Annotated in this window: 18 protein-coding genes; 5 read left to right on the forward strand and 13 right to left on the reverse strand. The window is 62.8% G+C overall.

Annotated elements, in window-relative coordinates; all coding sequences use genetic code 11:
- Positions 1-3: 3 nt before the first annotated feature.
- Positions 4-1,107 (reverse strand): hypothetical protein, encoded by a 1,104-nt coding sequence (locus ACFJIU_RS00110; protein WP_379066428.1) that lies wholly within the window; start codon positions 1,105-1,107, stop codon positions 4-6.
- Positions 1,108-1,345: 238 nt separating this feature from the next.
- Positions 1,346-2,332 carry an AraC family transcriptional regulator gene (locus ACFJIU_RS00115; protein WP_379066430.1) on the reverse strand — a complete coding sequence of 329 codons (987 nt, stop codon included), beginning with the start codon at positions 2,330-2,332 and terminating at the stop codon, positions 1,346-1,348.
- Positions 2,333-2,508: 176 nt separating this feature from the next.
- On the opposite strand from ACFJIU_RS00115, the gene ACFJIU_RS00120 reads away from it, so the two are divergent.
- From ACFJIU_RS00120 to ACFJIU_RS00130, 3 genes are read left to right on the forward strand one after another with little or no spacing between them, the layout of a single operon-like run.
- Positions 2,509-3,006, forward strand: coding sequence for a flavin reductase family protein (locus ACFJIU_RS00120; RefSeq protein WP_379066433.1), 498 nt, complete (start codon positions 2,509-2,511; stop codon positions 3,004-3,006).
- A gap of 28 nt (positions 3,007-3,034) precedes the next feature.
- Complete coding sequence (locus ACFJIU_RS00125) at positions 3,035-3,820, forward strand: SDR family oxidoreductase (protein WP_379066435.1); 786 nt, start codon at positions 3,035-3,037, stop codon at positions 3,818-3,820.
- Between the two features lie 40 nt (positions 3,821-3,860).
- Positions 3,861-5,096: a styrene monooxygenase/indole monooxygenase family protein gene (locus ACFJIU_RS00130; RefSeq protein ID WP_379066437.1), complete on the forward strand. Its 1,236-nt coding sequence runs from the start codon at positions 3,861-3,863 to the stop codon at positions 5,094-5,096.
- Between the two features lie 43 nt (positions 5,097-5,139).
- On the opposite strand, the gene hpaH is transcribed toward ACFJIU_RS00130, so the two are convergent.
- From hpaH to ACFJIU_RS00155, 5 genes are read right to left on the reverse strand one after another with little or no spacing between them, the layout of a single operon-like run.
- On the reverse strand, positions 5,140-5,940 hold the full coding sequence (gene hpaH, locus ACFJIU_RS00135) for a 2-oxo-hept-4-ene-1,7-dioate hydratase (protein ID WP_379072855.1): 801 nt from the start codon (positions 5,938-5,940) through the stop codon (positions 5,140-5,142).
- A gap of 11 nt (positions 5,941-5,951) precedes the next feature.
- Positions 5,952-6,815: a fumarylacetoacetate hydrolase family protein gene (locus ACFJIU_RS00140; RefSeq protein WP_379066439.1), complete on the reverse strand. Its 864-nt coding sequence runs from the start codon at positions 6,813-6,815 to the stop codon at positions 5,952-5,954.
- 31 nt (positions 6,816-6,846) lie between these two features.
- Entirely contained in the window at positions 6,847-7,827 is a 981-nt protein-coding gene (hpaD, locus tag ACFJIU_RS00145) for a 3,4-dihydroxyphenylacetate 2,3-dioxygenase (protein WP_379066441.1), read from the reverse strand.
- Positions 7,828-7,878: 51 nt separating this feature from the next.
- Positions 7,879-9,396: a 5-carboxymethyl-2-hydroxymuconate semialdehyde dehydrogenase gene (hpaE, locus tag ACFJIU_RS00150; RefSeq protein WP_379066443.1), complete on the reverse strand. Its 1,518-nt coding sequence runs from the start codon at positions 9,394-9,396 to the stop codon at positions 7,879-7,881.
- 13 nt (positions 9,397-9,409) lie between these two features.
- Positions 9,410-9,796, reverse strand: a complete 387-nt coding sequence (locus ACFJIU_RS00155) for a 5-carboxymethyl-2-hydroxymuconate Delta-isomerase (RefSeq protein WP_379066445.1) — start codon at positions 9,794-9,796, stop codon at positions 9,410-9,412.
- Positions 9,797-10,042: 246 nt separating this feature from the next.
- On the opposite strand from ACFJIU_RS00155, the gene hpaR reads away from it, so the two are divergent.
- A complete protein-coding gene (gene hpaR / locus ACFJIU_RS00160; protein ID WP_162839659.1) occupies positions 10,043-10,447 on the forward strand; it encodes a homoprotocatechuate degradation operon regulator HpaR in 405 nt (134 codons plus the stop codon).
- Between the two features lie 43 nt (positions 10,448-10,490).
- Here the strand turns inward: hpaR and ACFJIU_RS00165 are convergent, their stop codons facing one another.
- Positions 10,491-11,000 (reverse strand): flavin reductase, encoded by a 510-nt coding sequence (locus ACFJIU_RS00165; RefSeq protein ID WP_379066447.1) that lies wholly within the window; start codon positions 10,998-11,000, stop codon positions 10,491-10,493.
- A 12-nt stretch (positions 11,001-11,012) separates the two neighbouring features.
- Positions 11,013-12,554 carry a 4-hydroxyphenylacetate 3-hydroxylase N-terminal domain-containing protein gene (locus tag ACFJIU_RS00170; protein WP_379072858.1) on the reverse strand — a complete coding sequence of 514 codons (1,542 nt, stop codon included), beginning with the start codon at positions 12,552-12,554 and terminating at the stop codon, positions 11,013-11,015.
- 91 nt (positions 12,555-12,645) lie between these two features.
- Between ACFJIU_RS00170 and ACFJIU_RS00175 the strand changes: the two genes are divergently transcribed.
- The gene (locus tag ACFJIU_RS00175) at positions 12,646-13,521 is read left to right on the forward strand and encodes a helix-turn-helix domain-containing protein (RefSeq protein WP_379066449.1); all 876 of its coding nucleotides are present in this window, start codon (positions 12,646-12,648) and stop codon (positions 13,519-13,521) included.
- Positions 13,522-13,530: 9 nt separating this feature from the next.
- Here the strand turns inward: ACFJIU_RS00175 and ACFJIU_RS00180 are convergent, their stop codons facing one another.
- From ACFJIU_RS00180 to ACFJIU_RS00195, 4 genes are read right to left on the reverse strand one after another with little or no spacing between them, the layout of a single operon-like run.
- Positions 13,531-14,886 (reverse strand): aminotransferase class III-fold pyridoxal phosphate-dependent enzyme, encoded by a 1,356-nt coding sequence (locus ACFJIU_RS00180; RefSeq protein WP_379066451.1) that lies wholly within the window; start codon positions 14,884-14,886, stop codon positions 13,531-13,533.
- Between the two features lie 16 nt (positions 14,887-14,902).
- The gene (locus tag ACFJIU_RS00185) at positions 14,903-15,559 is read right to left on the reverse strand and encodes an HAD family hydrolase (RefSeq protein ID WP_379066453.1); all 657 of its coding nucleotides are present in this window, start codon (positions 15,557-15,559) and stop codon (positions 14,903-14,905) included.
- Entirely contained in the window at positions 15,556-16,821 is a 1,266-nt protein-coding gene (locus ACFJIU_RS00190) for a Tm-1-like ATP-binding domain-containing protein (protein WP_379066455.1), read from the reverse strand. The genes ACFJIU_RS00185 and ACFJIU_RS00190 overlap by 4 nt, the downstream gene beginning before the upstream one ends.
- 26 nt (positions 16,822-16,847) lie before the next feature.
- Positions 16,848-17,612: an IclR family transcriptional regulator gene (locus ACFJIU_RS00195; RefSeq protein ID WP_379066457.1), complete on the reverse strand. Its 765-nt coding sequence runs from the start codon at positions 17,610-17,612 to the stop codon at positions 16,848-16,850.
- Between the last annotated feature and the right edge of the window lie 114 nt (positions 17,613-17,726).

Consider the following 17,726-nt stretch of genomic DNA (forward strand, 5'->3'; position numbering starts at 1 on the left):
CCGTCATGTGAAGCGGTCGCCGATCAGGCGTGTCCAACCTTCTCCGGCAAGGCCGTTGACGAAGGCCTGTCCGCTGGTGAAGGCCTCGATCAGCTTCGGGTCGCGAGAATGAACGATGGTGGATGCGGCATGCACGAATGCGATTTTACGTCCCATCATGGCGCCGAGAAGCGCAGGCTGCGTACGCCCGCGCAACGCCGGCATATTGCGAGAGTCGGCATGACGCATCATCCGGTCGATCACCAGTCCTTCGCGACCGGGCAGTGACAGGACCTGGACGACGCGACCGAGACGCCCCCTGTCGCCGTAATAGAGAAACAGGCCGATTGGTGCGCCGTTCGAGCGGGCGCGAACAACCCGCAACACCCTTTCACCATGGATAACCTTCTGTCGAGCCTCCGCCAGCATATAGCGCAAGCGTTCAGCATCCCACTGCGGCCGTAGCGCGAATTGGCGCAGGAACGTCGGGATGATCTCGGCGGCTTCGTCCTCGCTGATATCGGTGTCGGTGAATGCATCGGCCCGGCTGGCCTCCGGCACGTAACCATACCAGTCCGACTTGGCGCGCTGCGCCAGGGCATCGAAAGGTCGAAGCAGGGGAGTGACAAGCCGTGCCCCGGGCACGCGCTTCGCGACACTGTCAGCGACAAAGGACACCGGGCGCAGGATGCGCAGCCATTCGAGGCTGTAATCCGGCAGGATATGCCCGTTCACCTTCTGCCACAGAGCCGTCGACAGGTCGTTCGAGGTTTCGGTGAAGGAGAGATCCTGTGGGCCTGAGAGCACATCCCGCAACAGCCGGGCACCGGCGAAAGGGTCGTCTTCGCGGGCATCCACCATGAAGGTGCCGCAGACGGCTGCGCGCAGCGTCCTGCCGGCATGTTCCATCGCAAGCGGGAAGATGCCGAAGAAACCGCTCACGGTGCCATCGTCCCGCACATGGACCTTGGAGGCCAGTTCGGGATCGTAGTTCGGACCTTCGAGGAAAAGCGTCTTCAGATAGTCGGCGAGAGCACGCGGATCCACGCCGTTGCTGCGCAGGAGCCGCTGGAAAAGCGCAGCGACAGCCGGCAGATCCTCAGCCGTTACCGGTCTGATCTCAGGCATGCTTGTCGCCTCGGCCAATCCTGAACACGTCTACGCTTCCAATCTCGAACACAACTTTACGTATGGGCAGCGTCGTATCAGCAACTTCTAACCAAATGATTGGCAACGCCGTGGTTTGGAAGAAGATGTGAAGCTTGGCGAACAGATGCTTAAGACGTGCCAAGAAGAGCCGGCTTCGGAAGCCCTTCAGCATCCGAGCTCACTTGTACGGGGACAAAAAGTCGATGCGGGTTTCAGATCACCGGCTGCGACGGAGCGTCTGGGAGGGGGTTTCACCATATCTTGAGCGATAGGCAGCTGCCGCGCGGCCGAGATGCCCCAGGCCTGCCTGGCCAGCCAGTTCGGTCACGGATTGGCCGCTCTGCGGGCCGGTCAGCAGCGTATGGAAGTGGTCGAGGCGCAGGGTCTCGACCATCTGCACCAGTGTCGTTCCATTATGGCGGCGGACAGTCTCCTGCAGCGTGCGCAGGCTGACATCGACCGCAAGAGCGATGTCGCCCACGCTGAAGTCACGTTCGATGTTGGCACGGATCCAATCCTGCGCCCGACAGACGGCGGACGGCGCCGCCGCCGGGGCAGGTGCATCGAGCAATGCACGTTGTGAATGAGCAAGCGAGGAAAGCAGCAGGGAAGAGAGGCTTTCGCCGAGTCTTGCCAGATAGGTGCCGAACGCGGCGTTGCCGTTCTCGACGCTCTCCAGCATCAAGCCGACATGATCGAGCGCCAGCCGTCCTGCAAGGCTCGACAGGTCGACGGCTGTCTCGAATTCGACCTTGTCGATGGCGCGATCTGTCAGCTCTGCACACTGCCGCTGAATGACCTCCCGCTCGATCAACACGATCAGCTTCGCGCAACCGTCCGACCAGCGCATACGGGTCGGCAGCGTCGGCGACAGCAATGAGGCCATATGGCCCGGATTGGCCAACGCCGTGGTGGTGCCGCAGCGCACTTCGGCCGATCCGGCGAGCGGTATCTGCAAAAGAAAGAAGGAGGACAGCTCGCCGGGGTCGATCTCGACTTCCGATCCGTACCCCACAAAATTCAGAGAATAGCCACGCTGGCGCGAGGCGCGGTGTACCGCGTGAAAGCCGGACGCGTTGGCCTGGCGCGGCGACAGGAAGTGCGGGCAGAAGATACGGCCGATTTCCTGGCGAGCCTCCTCCGGTGAAAACGTGTCCACCAAAGCGTGCCGGGCCAGCGGCGATTTCAGATTGACTGCGTCCATGCCGGCAGCCTTCCCATTGGCACCATGCGGCCGCGCATTCTGGATAGTCTTTGCGCGTATTGGATTGCGGCCGCGGCGCTTCCACCTCACCATCAATCTAGTTGAAGTCTAAAAGAAACGCGAGTCCGCCAAGCGGCGGGCAACGCGTCGGGGGACGGGAATACCGGGAGGAGATCATGACGTCCGCGCCTTTCATCGCCGGCATGCGCAAGGTTGCAGGCGCTGTTTGCGTGATCACCACGACAGGCAGCGATGGGGAGCAGCGCGGCCTCACGGCGACTGCGGTCTGTTCGCTGTCGACCGAGCCGCCATCGCTGATCGCCTGCGTCAACCGCAAGACCTGGGTGGCGCAGTTCGTGCCGGATTCAGGCGTGTTCGCGGTCAACGTGCTGTCGCATCTGCAGGAGGACGTGGCGCGTACCTTTGCCGGGCAGACCGACCTCGCAGCGGGCGACAGATTTGGTGTCGGTGATTGGCATCCCGGGGTGACAGGTGTGCCGGTCGTGCGCGGTGCGCTGGCCTCGTTCGAATGCCGACTGGCACAGGTCGTAGAGCACACCACCCATGTGATCCTGATTGGTCACGTGGTCGAGACGCTGCTCGGGGACGGACAATCGCTGGTCTACGTCGAGGGCGGTTTTTCGGCGGTGGGACATGTCCGGTCAGCAGCCTGAACCGGTGGGAAGAAACGGGAGGAATTCAATGAAAGGCTTGAACGGAAAAACGGCGATCATTTCAGGCGGTGCCACGCTGATCGGCGAAGGCTGCGCTGCAGTTCTTGCCGGCTACGGCGTCAACGTCATCATAGCCGACATCAATGAAGCGGATGGCGAGGCGGTGGCCAGCCGGATCGGCGCGGGGGCCAGTTTCATCCGTACCGACATCACCAGCGACGAAGATATCAAGGCGCTGGTTGAAGCGACAGTGAAGCGTCATGGCCGCCTCGACTTCCTGGTCAATGTCGCCGCAACCTATCTCGACAATGGCGCGGAAACCACGCGTGCCGAATGGCTGAAGGCGTTCGACGTCAATGTCATCGGCTCGGTGATGCTGATGCAGGAGGCGCGTCCGCATCTCGCCAGGACCAAGGGCGCGATCGTCAATTTCGGCTCGATCTCGGCACGTGTCGCCCAGGTCGGGCGCTGGGCCTATCCGGTGTCCAAGGCGGCAATCCTGCAATTGACCCGCAACCAGGCGCTCGATCTCGCCGCCGATGGAATCCGCGTCAACGCGGTGTCGCCTGGCTGGACCTGGAGCAACATCATGCGCCAGCTGTCCAACGACAATCGGCCGAAGACCGACGGCGTCGCGGCGCCTTTCCATTTGCTGAGGCGCACCGGCGACCCCGCCGAAGTGGCGGAGGCGGTGGCATTCCTGCTTTCCGATGCGGCGAGCTTCATCACCGGCACCGATATCCGCGTCGATGGTGGCTACACGGCGATGGGTCCGGAACGCATCGATCCGGCCATCCCGCTCCTGATGGAATAAGTCCGGCAAGCGCCGCAACGACAACAAGGAAGGGAACGCAATGAGCAAGCGTATCACGATATTGGGGGGAGGGCAGGCCGGCCTGCAGCTGGCTTGCGGTCTGCTTCAACATGGCGGCTATGAGGTGAAGGTCGTCCAGAACCGCACGGCGGAAGACATGCGCACAGGCAAGGTGCTGTCCAGCCAGTGCATGTTCGATACAGCGCTGCAGAACGAACGCGATGTCGGCCTCAATTTCTGGGAAAAAGAGTGTCCGACCGTCGATTCCATCAATTTCGTCGTGCCGTCGCCCGATCAGCCAGGGGCCAAGGCGATCGACTGGAACGGCAAGCTCGACAAGTCGGCGCAAAGCGTCGACCAGCGCGTGAAAATCCCGGTCTGGATGAGCGAGTTCGAGCGGCGCGGCGGCACGCTGGAGATCAAGGAAGCCGGGATCGGCGATCTCGAGACCTATGCCGCATCGTCGGACCTCACCATCGTCGCAGCCGGCAAGGGCGACATCGCCAGGCTGTTTGAACGCGATGCGGAGAAATCCCCCTTCGACAAGCCGCAGCGCGCATTGGCGCTGACCTATGTCCACGGCATGACGCCGCGCCCGCAGCATTCGGCGGTCTGCTTCAACCTTATACCAGGCGTCGGCGAATACTTCGTCTTCCCGGCATTGACCAATTCCGGTGCCTGCGAGATCATGGTGCTGGAAGGCATCCCGGGTGGGCCGATGGATTGCTGGAAGGACGTGACCTCGCCGCAGGAACATCTGGCGCGATCGAAATGGATCCTCGACACGTTCCTGCCCTGGGAAGCGGATCGCTGCCGCAATGTCGAGCTGACCGATGCCAATGGCATCCTTTCAGGCGCATTCCCGCCAACCGTGCGCAAGCCGGTCGGCCGGCTGCCTTCCGGGCGGCTGGTGCTGGGCCTGGCGGATGCCGTCTGCCTCAACGACCCGATTACCGGGCAGGGATCGAACAACGCCTCGAAGGCGGCGAGGGTCTATATGGACGCCATCCTGGCGCATGGCGACCGGCCGTTCGACGCCGCCTTCATGCAGTCGGCCTTCGACCGTTACTGGCAATATGCGCAGTATGTCGTCGGTTGGACGAATGCGCTGCTGACGCCACCGCCACCGCATGTGCTCAACATCATGGGGTCGGCTCAGGCCTATCCGGCGCTCGCCAACAGGATAGCCAACGCCTTCAACAATCCACCAGACCTGTTCCCGTGGTTCGCGGTGCCGGAAGAAGCGGACCGCTACCTGCAGCAACTGGCGGCGTGATCAGAACGAGGCACGGCCAGGTTGCCGGTCATGCCTCGCGGAACTATGCGAAGAAGACGCTGATCGTTCCGTAGGGCCCGAAATCGGCGGCGATGGTGTCGCCGTGCCGCGCTTCCACCGGGCGGACGAAAGAGCCGGACAGCACGACTTCCCCGGCCGCGATGCCCATGCCGTAGGTGTGCAGCCGGTTGACCAGCCAGACGATGCCCATGGCCGGGTGGTTCAGAACACCGGCACCCAGGCCGGTCTCCTCCACCTCGGCATTGCGCGAAACGATGGCGCCGATCCAGCGCATGTCGGCATCGAGCGGCCGGATCGGTCGCCCGCCGAGCACGATGCCGGCATTGGCGGCATTGTCGGAGATGGTGTCGAAGAAGGTGCGGGCCTTGCCGGCTTCCTTGTTCGTGCGTTCGATGCGCGTGTCGAGGATCTCGAGCGCCGGGGTGATGTAGTCAGTGGCGTTCAGAACATCGAATATGGTGACATTCGGGCCGCGCAGCGGCGCCTTCATCACAAAAGCGATCTCGGCCTCGATGCGCGGCTGAATGAAACGATCGGCGGGAACCGTCCCGCCATCGGCGAAGAACATGTCGTCGAACAGGATGCCGGAATCCGGGATATTGATGTTGAGCGCCGACTGCATGGCCTTGGACGTCAGGCCGATCTTCCAGCCCTTGATAACCGCGCCGGCCTCGGTCTTTTTCTTCACCAAGGCCGCCTGTACCTTGTAGGCGTCGTCCATGGTGGCGTTCGGGAAGTCCAGGCTGAGCAGACGAATCTGGCGCCGCGCGCGTTCGGCCTCGAACAGTCGCGTGGCGGCATCATCGATTTCGGCTGGCGTCATGGTCGTCGCGCTCACTCGTCAGCAACTCCGTTGCGCAGGATGCCGATGCCATCGGCCTCGACTTCGATCACATCGCCGGGCTTCAGCCAGATCGGTGGGTCGAAGCGGGCGCCGGCACCGGTCGGGGTGCCGGTGACGATGACATCGCCCGGCACCAGCGTGGTGAAGGTCGAGACATAGGCGATGATCTTGCGGAAGGAAAAGATCATGCGGCTGGTACGATCGCTCTGGCGGACCTCGCCGTTGACGCGTGTTTCGAGCTTGATGTCGGCGATCTGCGCTTCTTCCGTGAAAGGCACCAGCCAGGGGCCGATCGAACCGGTGCGGTCGAAGTTCTTGCCCTGGGTTACGTTGAATTTGGCGTGGCGGACCCAGTCGCGGATCGTGCCCTCGTTGCACAGCGACAGTGCGGCGATGTGGTCGAGCGCGCTGGCTTCCGGAATGCGGCGGCCGCCCTTGCCGATGACGATGACGATCTCGCCCTCGTAATCAAGCTGCGGCGATTCCGGCGGGCGTACCAGATTTTCGCCATGGCCGACGAAGGAACGCGGGAAGCGGATGAACAGCGAAGGGTTGGAAGGTGCGGCCTGGCCGTCCTTGTACTCTTCGTTGCGGTCGGGAAAGTTGACGCCGACGCAGATAAGTTTCTCCGGCATCGGTATCGGGATCTCATAGGTGATGTCGGACAGGGCGAAGTCAGCCGGCAGGCCGGCAGCTTCCTCCGCCAGGCTATGCAAGGCGCCGGCTTCGATGACCTCCCGCAGCGTTGGCCATTGGCCGCCATGGCGGCTGGAAAGGTCGACGGCACCGTTGTCGGTGATGGCGCCGTAGCGTGTCTTGCCGCCGGCGGCGAATGTGGCGATGCGTGCGCTCATGCCCGGTTCCTTGCGATTGTCGTGTCAGCCGTCAGGGCGCGATGATGGGCGAGGCGGCCAGATCGGGGTCGCGCGGCTCGACGCCGGCGAAAACGCTGCCTTCCTCGAACCAGGAACGTGGCGCCGGCGCCCCCCACAGGGTCTGTCGCTGCGGATCCTTCAGGTCCCATTTGATCGGCTCGAGATCGGGATCAACCGTCTGGTAGTCTGAGCAATAGATCTCGATACGGTGGTTGTCGGGGTCTCGGACGTAGAGGAAGAAAGCGTTCGAGATGCCGTGCCGTCCGGGACCGCGTTCGATGTTGCCGATGTAACCGGTGGTGGCCATCAGGTCGAGCAGATCGATGATGTTGAGCGGCGTCGGCACCCAGAAGGCGACATGATGCAGGCGCGGGCCACGGCCGTTGGTGAAGGCGATGTCGTGCACACCGCCCTTGCGGTGCGTCCAGGCTGCCCAGAGCTTCCCGGTCTCCGCGTCTTCGGTGTATTCGGTCACGCGGAAGCCGAGCTCGTTGTAGAAGGCCACCGATTCATCGACATTCGGCGAGTAGCAGTTGAAGTGGTCGATGCGCAGCGGTTTCACGCCCTTGTAGAGGGCGTATTTCTGATGGATCGGCGGCAGGCGATCCATCTTCGAATAGAATTCGAGCGGGATGCCGTGTGGGTCGCGCGTGCGGAAGGTGCGGGACTGATAGGGCCGCTCGACCCATTCCACAGGCAGGCCCTTGGCCTTGAAGAAATGCTCGGCCTTGTCGAGGTCTTCCTCGCTGTAGAGCTTGAAGCCGAGGTCGCGGGCTTCCGCCTTGTCGGCCTTGCGCAAAACGATGCAGTGATGGCCGCGCTCTTCCAGCGCACGCAGGTAGATGGCGTCCTTGCTCTCGTCGGTCACCTGCAGGCCGAGCGTATCGACATAAAACGCGCGCGATTTTGCCAGGTCCGTGACGGCAAGTTCGACATGGCTCAGCCGCACGATGTTGAAAGCGGGATGAAGATTGGGTTGCGGCAAAGGCATGAGATTCCTCCTCGTATGTGTCGCAGCGCGGCTTCGCCGCGCGGCACTGCGTCAGCCGCCAAGCTTCTGGATGGCGTGCGGCCTGGTCGCGAAAGCGATGTTCTTGGTTTCCATGTAGAAGTCGAACGACCAGTCACCGCCGTCCCGACCGATACCTGAATTCTTCACGCCGCCGAAAGGCGTCGGCAGATGACGCACGTTCTCGGAATTGACCCAGATCATGCCGGCCTCGAGCGCTTCGGTGAAGCGGAAAGCGCGCGTCACATCGGACGTCCACAGATAGCCGGTGAGGCCGTATTCGGTGTCATTGGCGATCGCCAGCGCCTCGGCTTCGTCCTTGAACGGAATGGCGGTGAGCACGGGGCCGAAGACTTCTTCACGGGCGATGCGCATCGAATTGTTGGCACCGGTGAAGAGGGTCGGAGTGACATAGCAGCCGCCACCCGGGCCTTCGAACTTGGTGCCGCCGGCGGCAATGGTGACGCCTTCCGACTTGGCGATCTCGATATAGGAAAGCACTTTCTGCTCGTGCACGGGATGGATCAGCGGGCCGACCACAGTCTCGGGGTCGAGCGGATGGCCGATCTGGATGCGCTTGGCCTTCTCGGCGACCAGCGCCGTGAACTTGTCGTGGATGGAGGCCTCGACCAGCAGACGCGAAGAGGACGTGCAGCGTTCGCCGTTCAGCGAATAGATCATGAAGACTGCGGCATCGGCTGCACGTTCCAGGTCGGCGTCGGCGAAGACGATGACCGGGTTCTTGCCTCCGAGTTCGAAATGCACGCGCTTCAGCGTGTCGGCGCCCTGTTTCATGATCATGGAGCCGGTGCGGCTCTCGCCGACGAAACCGATGGCCTTGATATCGGGGTGTTCGGTCAGCGACTTGCCGGCATCCTCGCCGAGGCCGTTGACGAGGTTCCACACACCCTTGGGCAGGCCGGCTTCCTCGGCGATCTCAACCAGTAGCCGCGCGCTCAGTGGCGAGAATTCCGCCGGCTTGTGGACGATCGTGCAGCCGGCGGCCAGCGCCGGCGCGATCTTCCAGGTCGACAGCATGAAAGGAGTATTCCAGGGCGTGATGATGCCGACAGGGCCGATCGGCACGCGTGTCGTCATGTTGACCTGGCCGGCGTCCTGCAGGGTGCGGCCATCGCGGGCCTGTGGGGCGCGGTCGGCGTAGAAGCGGAAGTTCTCGGCGCCGCGCAATGCGGCCTTGGCCATGAATTTCAGCGACTGGCCGGTGTCCATGCATTCGACGAAAGCGATTTCTTCGGCACGCGCGACGATGGCGTCGGCTATCTTGTGCAGCAGCTTCTTGCGGGCATCGCCTGACATGGCGGCCCATTCGCGGAATGCGGCCTTGGCAGCCTTGGCGGCACGGTCGATGTCGGCGGCCTTGCCGTGCGCCACTCTGGCCAGCGGCTTCAGGTCGACCGGGGAGATGGTCTCGAAGGTCGAGCCGTCGGCAGCCGGGACAGCCTCGCCGGCGATGTGATTGAGCACGCCATCGCGCTTGAAGCGTTCAAGATACGCGCTTGCCTTGCGCAGATTGTCGTCCAGGGCGCTCATGCTTTCGTCCTCGTTACTTGCCGCGCAGCCGCGGGTGGATCGCATTCTTCTTCCAGCTCAATTCGGCGTCGATCTCTCGGATCTCCAGCGACAGCGCAAAATGAGGGGTGGCAAACAACAGGGCCAGCCGTTGCGAAACGGCGGCAAAGATGGCTTCGCCGGTACGCTTCTTTTCCTCCGCCGTGCGGCCCTTGCCGATGCGGAAATTCATATCGATGAAGCCGTTCTGGGGCAGCCTGTCGGCGATCGCATAGGCTTCCGCCCGAAACGCGCGTACCCGGATGGCACCGATCTCGAACAGGCCCGTCTCCAGGATGGTGTCCGCAATCAGCGTGCACAGGCCCTGGATATCGACTGTTTCATCAAGGTTCGCGGAATATTCGATCGCCATGTGGGGCACGGCGTTCCTCCACCATTAAGTCGACTGTTTGTAATTAACATGTGAATTACATCTTGACTGATGAAAGTCAAGCGCTGTTGAATGGGTTGTGCCATCCGCTCGCGGCGGGATTGCCGGTACCGTCAAAATCGCGGATATAGCGCTTAAAAGCCGACTACGCGTTCTGCGTGCGCCGGTTCGCGAAACAGACGGAACCAGAGCGGAGACACCACCTTGCTGCCGCCTTCCACACGACGCTCCCTGCCGATGACGCTCCTGCGTGCCCGCGAAGTGATCATGGCGCATTTCCGGCCGATGCTGGCCCGGCACGACATCACCGAACAGCAATGGCGCGTTTTGCGCGTGCTGGCCGAGACGGGGCCGCTCGAGGCGACCGAACTTGCCGGCCGCGCTTCGATCCTGCCGCCAAGCCTGACGCGTATCATCAAGGCACTGGAAGAGCGCCGGCTCATCACGCGCAACCGGGTCAAGGACGATGGCCGGCGTGCGCTGCTCGCCATCACGCCAAGCGGTGTGGCGCTGATCGAGGATCTGGCACCCGAACGCATCGCCATCTACGAGGCGATCGAGGGGCGATACGGCGCCGAGCAGTACGAACAGTTGCTCGACATGCTGGAAAGCCTGATCCAGTCGGAGAGCAGCGAAGGCTGAGCTTTTTCTCCTCAAGGACAGACGGATCGCCGCCTCCTGGTTCTCAACCACCGAAGCTGCCGAGCGCCATCGGTTGCGAGTAGTTGCGGTCGACGTAAAGCAAAGCAGCTTCGCCGCTGCCATGGCGGATGTCGATGACCCGGCCGAACATCACATTGTGCGTGCCGACCTTGTTGACGTCACCGATCTCGCAGTCGAACGAGACGATGGCGTCGAGCAGCGCCGGCATGCCGGAAGGCATGGTCTGCCAGTTCGCGGCCTGATAGCGCTCGGTCATGTCACGGATCGCGCCAGCGAATTTCGAGGCGAGATGCATATGCGCCTGCGTCAGCACGTTGACGCAGAAACGCCGGTTGTCGAGGAACATTCCCGTCTGCGCCGAGCGCTCGTTCATGCAGACGAGCAAGGTCGGCGGGTCGTCGGAAACGCTGCACATGGCGGTTGCGGTGAAGCCGCCGCGACCGGCTGGTCCGTTCGTGGTAACGATGTTGACCGGCGCGCAGACGCGCGCCATGGCGTCACGAAACTCAAGCCTGGAGACCTGCGCCTGCATGATCGGCCCCCATCACTTGCCGGCGCTTAGTGGTGGCAGCCAGGTGTCGCCGGTCCAACCGTTCTCGTCATAGTCGGCCATGCAGGTGTCGACGAGCTCCTCCATCTGCTTCAACCGGCCGCCACGCTCGGCACCCTTCAGCACCTGCAGGCGTACCTCTTCCTGGGCGCCGGCATAGTTGAGCTCGTAAAGCGCATGGCGGCCGCCGAACTCGGTGCCGGTGGCATCCCAGAGCAATTTCATGATCTTGATGCGCTCGATATGGCCCATGTCATCCGAGCCCCGCACATATTGCGCCAGATAGCGGTCGATGTCGGGGTTGCCGAAATCCTTCGCGGAGGAGGGCAGGTAGATCAGGCCGGAGGCTACGACCTTGCGCACCGTCTCGATGACGCGTGGGTAGGCTTCGGACATGAAGGTGCGATACGCCAGTGCGCCTTCCATGTTCGGCAGCACCGCGCCGCCAGCCCACGGGATAGGATTGTAGGCCATCGCGTTGGAGAAACTCCAGAACATATGACGTAGCGCGATCACCTCGCCGAGCGCCGCCTGGTTGCCGCGGAAGGCGTCGCCGCCGGTGGCGCGCAACGCCTTGGCGAGCAGGCCAGCGAGGAAGTCGAGCTTCACGGCAAAACGCGTGCAGCCCTGGAAGCAGTAGCCATGCATGAAGCCGGAAGCGGGATGGAACGACAGGATTTTTTGCGCATCGCGCAGCACCAGCACGTCCTCCCAGGGGACGAAGACATTGTCGAGCACCAGGATGGCATCATTTTCGTCGAAGCGTGACGACAGCGGGTAGTCGAAAGGCTGGCCGACCGTGTTGGCCGTCTGCTCATAGGATACGCGGCAGAACATCTTCACGCCCGGCGCATTCATCGGCACGATGAACATCACCGACAGCGAAGGGTCTTCCGTCACGGTGGCGGAACTCTGCGCCAGGAAATTGTAGTGGGTGAGCGCCGACGAAGTCGCCACCACCTTGGCGCCGGAGACCCAGATGCCGGCATCGTTCTCCTTGGTGATATGGACGAAGACGTCCTTCACCTGTTCCGCCGGCTTGTGCCGGTCGATCGGCGGGTTGACGATCGCGTGGTTCATGAACAGGACGGATTCCTGCGCGCGTTTGTGCCAGGCTCGCGCATTGTCCTTGAACGGTCCGTACCAATCGGCATTGGCGCCCAGCGTGTTCATCAGCGCCGCCTTGTAGTCGGCGGTGCGCCCCATCCAGCCATAGGTCATGCGTGCCCAATGGGCGATGGCGCCTTGCTGCGCGACGAGATCGGCCGGCGAATGGGCGACGCGGAAATATTTGTGGGTGTAGCCGCCGGAGCCGGTGTCGGTCGGCGAGGTGAGAACGGCCTGCTGCCTGGGGTCGTGGAGGGCGTCATAGAGACGGGCGAGCGAACGTGCGGAATTGCGCATCGCTGGATGGGTGGTGACGTCCGCTATCCGCTCGCCGTTGATGTAGACCTCGCGGCCGTCGCGCAGGCTTTCGAGATATTCGGCTCCCGTGAACGGGCGCGTCTTGTCGGCCCGGAAATCTTCCGCTCGCATCATATTCCTCCCTTGGTGCCTTAAGAATAGCGCCGGGCAGCGCTATGGGTTATGGACAAAAGCCGAAAACCGCTTGGACTTTTTCAGGGCCATGAGCCAGATATCCATCCCGGAATTCTTCGTCTACGGTGAGCCGGCTCGCGCACTCGATGTCGGTTTCTTCCACGTTGAAACCGTTCTGGCGCGGGAAGGCATTCATCGCGGTCGCGTGCACGCACACAAGCACCCGCAGATGGGCCAGATCACCTTCTGGACGAGCGGACGCGGCAATTATCGGATTGAACAATTTTCCGAAGATTTTTCAGCGCCAGCGGTGAGTTTTGTGCCGAGCGGCGTGGTGCACGGCTTCATCATCGAACCAGGTACCGACGCGATCGTGGTCTCGGTCGCCGACGATGCCCTCGCTGCGATTGCGACGAACACATTGTTGCCGCTCGATCGGCCGGTTTTCATTGCGGGGCGCAGCGACGGCATTCTGTGGAGCAGGCTGGAAGCAAGCGTTCGGTCTATTCAGACGGAGTATGCCGATGCGTTGCCGGGCATGGACAAAATCCTGCCGCCGCTGATCGCAGTGGCGCTGTCCGGCATTGCGCGGCTGGGCAGCGGGCCGCACTCGATCGAGTTGCCTGCGGCGGGAGCATTGGCAGCGAGGTTGAGGCACCTCATCGATCGGAGCTTTCGTGAAGACTGGCCGGTGGAGCGTTATGTCGAAACACTGGGCACGACCAGACACCTGCTCGACAAGGCCGCTCAGCAGGTGCTGGGTTCCGGGGTGCGGCAAGCTGTCAATGAAAGGCGTCTGGTTGAAGCCAAGCGGCTGCTCGCCTTCACCATTCGATCGGTCGAAGACATCGCCTTCGAAACGGGTTTCAACGATCCCGCCTATTTCTCGCGGTTCTTCCGCAAGGCGACGGCACTATCGCCCGCGGCCTGGCGGAGGGAACGCCTGGGCTCCTCCGCCGATTGAAGCCCTTGCTCAGACGTTTGCCGCCGTCAGGCCGGCATCGAGACCTTCCGCGATCCTGGCGACGTCGGCGGCGGTGATGATGAGCGGCGGCGACAGGATGATCATGTTGCCCGATACGCGCAGCATGACGCCGGCGTCGTAGGCGGCATCGGCCACCCTGGCCATGGTCTTCTTGTCGGCCGCTTTCTTGGCGCCGCGATCGGACACAAGTTCGAGCGCTGCCATCAGCCCCTTGCTGCGTACATCGCCGACCAGCGCATGCTTGGCCTTCAGTGCCTCCAGCGCCTTGCCGAGTTCAACACCCCGCGCGGCGGCATTCTCGTTGACACCGAGACGTTTGGTTTCGGCGAGTGCGGCAAGGCCTGCGGCGCAGCCGACCGGATGACCGGAATAGGTATAACCATGGCCGATCGCGCCGAAACTGGTCTTGTCGGCCTCGAAGACATCCGCCACTTTCTGCCCGATCAGCGTGGCGCCGAGCGGGAAGTAGCCGCAGGTGATCGCCTTGGCGATGGTCATGAAATCGGGCTTCACATTCCAGAGCCGCGAGCCCGACCATGCGCCGGTGCGGCCGAAGGCCGTCACCACTTCGTCGGCGATGAGCAGGATGTCGTGCCGGTCGCAGATCTCGCGCACCAGTGGCATGAAGGTCTCCGGCGGCACGATGACGCCGCCGGCACCCAGAACCGGCTCCATGATGAAGGCCGCGATGGTGTCGGCACCCTGGAAGGCGATCTCTTCCTCGATGGCGCGTGCGCAGAGCCTGGCGAGGTTGACCGGGTCGGTTTCGTCGAACGGGTTGCGATAGGTCCAGGGCGCCGGTGTGTGGAAGCAGCCCGGCAACAGCGGCTCGTAGTTGCGGCGGAAATTGGCATTGCCGTTGACCGAGGCGCCGCCGAAATGCGTGCCATGGTAGCCCTTCTTCAGCGCCAGGAACTTGGTGCGGTCGGCCTGGCCGCGGATCTTCCAGTACTGGCGGGCGAGGCGCAGCGCGGTCTCGACGGAATCCGAACCGCCCGAGGTGAAGAAGGTGCGCACCATGCCTTCCGGGGCGAACCACTGTGAAAGCTCATAGGCGAGTTCGATCGACGGGCCGGTCGAGGTGCCGCGGAAGCCCGAATAATAAGGGAGGGTGTCGAGCTGGGCTGCGATCGCCTGCTTGATCGGATCACAACTGTAGCCGAGATTGACATTCCAGAGGCCGCCGACGGCGTCCAGCACGGTGCGGCCTTCGATGTCGGTGACATGGGCGCCCTCGCCTTTCATGATCACCCGCGGCGGCGATGCACGCATCTCTGCAGGATGCGCCATCGGATGCCAGATCGGCTTGGCATTGTTCTCTGCGAAAAAGTTGGTGTCGCGCATCTGAAGTCTCCAATTCCTAAAGGGTGAGGCCGAAATGGCCGAGCGCTTCGGCATAAGATCGGGCCGGGCTGGCCACTTCGAAATGAACGGGCAGCATGCCGGCGGCGATCGCTCCATCGATGTTGCGTTGCTGGTCGTCTACGAACACGCAGGCATTGATGGGCAGACCAAGCGCATCGGCAACGGACTGGTAGGCGCGAAGATCCGGTTTCAGGATCTTCGTATAGGTGGCATCGACGATTGTCTCGAACAGGGAAAGCAGCGGCAGCCGGCCGCGGAAGTCAGCGCCATAGAACAGGTCGAGTTCATTGGAGAGCACCGCAAGCCGCACACCGGCGGCATGTGCCTTGCGAATGGCGCGGTCGGCTTCCGGCCGTACCACTGCTTCCGGATCGGCACCGCGGGCGCGGCGTACGAAGGTCTCCATCGCATCCCAGTCCTCGCCAATGAGTTGGCCGACTTCGCGGGTGCGGGTCTTCCAGTAGTCACGTTCGCTGATCTCGTCTGCCTGCATCGAGCGCCAGAGCGGATCGGAAGCCAGGTCGAACGGTCCTTGCCATGTCAGCGTGCCCGGCTTCAGGCCGAGCGCTTTTTCAGTGAGTTCGTGCGTCTCGAACAGCGTCCTGGTGACGACGCCACCGAAATCGAGCACCAGGGCCTTGGGTGTGCTCACGATGTCTGCTCCCGACGGATGCCGGGTGCAATGACCCCGCTTGCCGCCCAGCGATCGAAGATCGCCAACGCCGTGGTGGTGAATTCGGCGCTGTTGATATGCCCCTTGATCTCGTGCAGTTCGACAGGAGCCTTGATGACGGTGCGCATCTCGTCGGCGAAGGCCGCGAGTGCGTCGGGTTCATGGAGCGGCTCGCCTTCCTGGTCCCATTGTTCGATGCCGCCGGCCGGCAGGATGAAGGCGACAGGTCCGGTGGCCAAGGCGAGCTTCTCCGAAATCGCCCGTGCGACGTGTCGACGTCCGTCCTTGCCGGTGGTCACGGAGGCGAGCAGGCGATTGTGTGCATGATACGGCCGGTCGGAGAGGCCTGGCGGAACCGGCTTCCAGGTGGGGAAATCGACCATGTCGACGGCTCCCGGCGCCACGATCTGCGGGATGCCGGCGCGGCCGGCATTTTCCAGCCGGTCGACGCCCGAAGAAACGACGCTGCCGTTCAGATGGTTGGCCACTTCCTGCAGGCTGAAATCGAGAACGGCGACGAAACGCTTGTCGGCGGCAAGCGATTCAAGCGCGCGGCCACCCATGCCGGTGGTGTGGAAGATGACGACTTCGTAGCCGCGTTCCTCCAATTCGGGCCGCAACGTCTTCATGTAGGAAAGGCAGCTCGTGCCGAGCGACGAGATCGCGACCGTCGGCAGGTTCGGACGTGGTTTCGCGGTGGTGAGAGCTGCGCCGACAACAGCGCCGGAGGCCTGGGAGAGGACGGCCTTGCAGGTGTCGTTGAGGCCATAGAGACCACCGGCCCACAAGATCATCATCAGGTCCGGCGCGATCCGCTCCGGCGGGATCAGGTGAGAATAGGCGATGGTCGAGACGATGAACTTCGGCACACCGATCGGCAGTGCAAGCGCGATGTCGAGCGCAAGATCGGTGCCCATCGTGCCGCCGATGGCAATGAAGGCGTCGATCCTGCCTGCAGCTTCGAGGTCCCGCACGAGGACGGAGGCACCGCGTGCCATCAGTTCCATGGCGCTGTTTTCATCGCCCGACTGCGCAATCGCATCGATGGTGGTGCTTATCGCGGAGGCCACCGCATGCTTGTCGTATTCAGGGCGGTAGGGCGGATCGCCGAGCACGCTGACGTCGAGCATGACGGGATCGCCACCGGCGCTGCGGATGCGTTCGGCCATATAGAGCAATTCGTCGGCCTTGGTGTCGCCGGTGCCGCACAGAAGTATTTTCGGGATATGCGTTTTGGTCATTCGTTCCGCTCTGGTCATGTCTTGTTCTAGTCGTTGGCTGCCTTGGCGCGGCGGCCGGTCAGGCGCTCGCTGATCTGGGAGGCGGATTCGACAACGGCTGCACCCAAGGCCTCCGTGTCGGCAGGCTCGATGCGGGCGCGGGGTGCCGCAATCGCAAGCGCACCGACAGCGGTACCGCGCGCACCAAGGATGGGTGCCGCGACGGAAAAAACGCCGTCTTCATAGCCCTGTGCGCCGATGGAATAGCCGCGGGCACGGGCGGCCGAGACCAGCTCCCTGACTGCCGCTGGATTGGTCACAGTATGCGGCGTGTAGGAGACCAGCTTGCCGCCCAAGGCCGCATCCATGACGCGACGGTCGGCAAAGGCCATGAAGGCGATGCCTGAAGCCGTTGCATGCAGCGGCAGAGTTTCTCCGACCGGCACGGCGACACGGTTGGCCTTGCTCGATTCCACCACATGGACCGAGATCAGTCCTCGACTTGAATGTTCGGAGAAATGCACGGTCTCGCCGGTTCGGGCAGCCAATGCCTCAGCGATGGGAACGGCGGTTCTCAAAAAGGGGAACTGCGCTTCGCGCATCAGGGCGAGACGCGCCACGCCAATGCCCAGCCGGTACAGACGGCTGCCGCCGTCCTGCTCGACCAGCCCCTGGTCCATCAATGCCAGAAGGAGACGCCGGGTCGTCGCCTTGTCGAAATCGACTGAACGGGCGAGATCCGCCAGCGCTCTTTCCGGCTCGCCCTGTCCCAGCACCTCCAGCAGGGACACGGCCTTGGCCACCGTGCTCATTGCGTTTGTCTCTCCTCCAGATACTTAACGCGCGAATTAACTTGACAGGTGCCGAGCATCTTTGCAAGTCTATATTCGAAATGTCGTTTTAAATAATGAAACGAAAACAGGCCT

This window comes from Mesorhizobium sp. UC74_2, from assembly GCF_042701485.1.
Classification (GTDB): domain Bacteria; phylum Pseudomonadota; class Alphaproteobacteria; order Rhizobiales; family Rhizobiaceae; genus Mesorhizobium.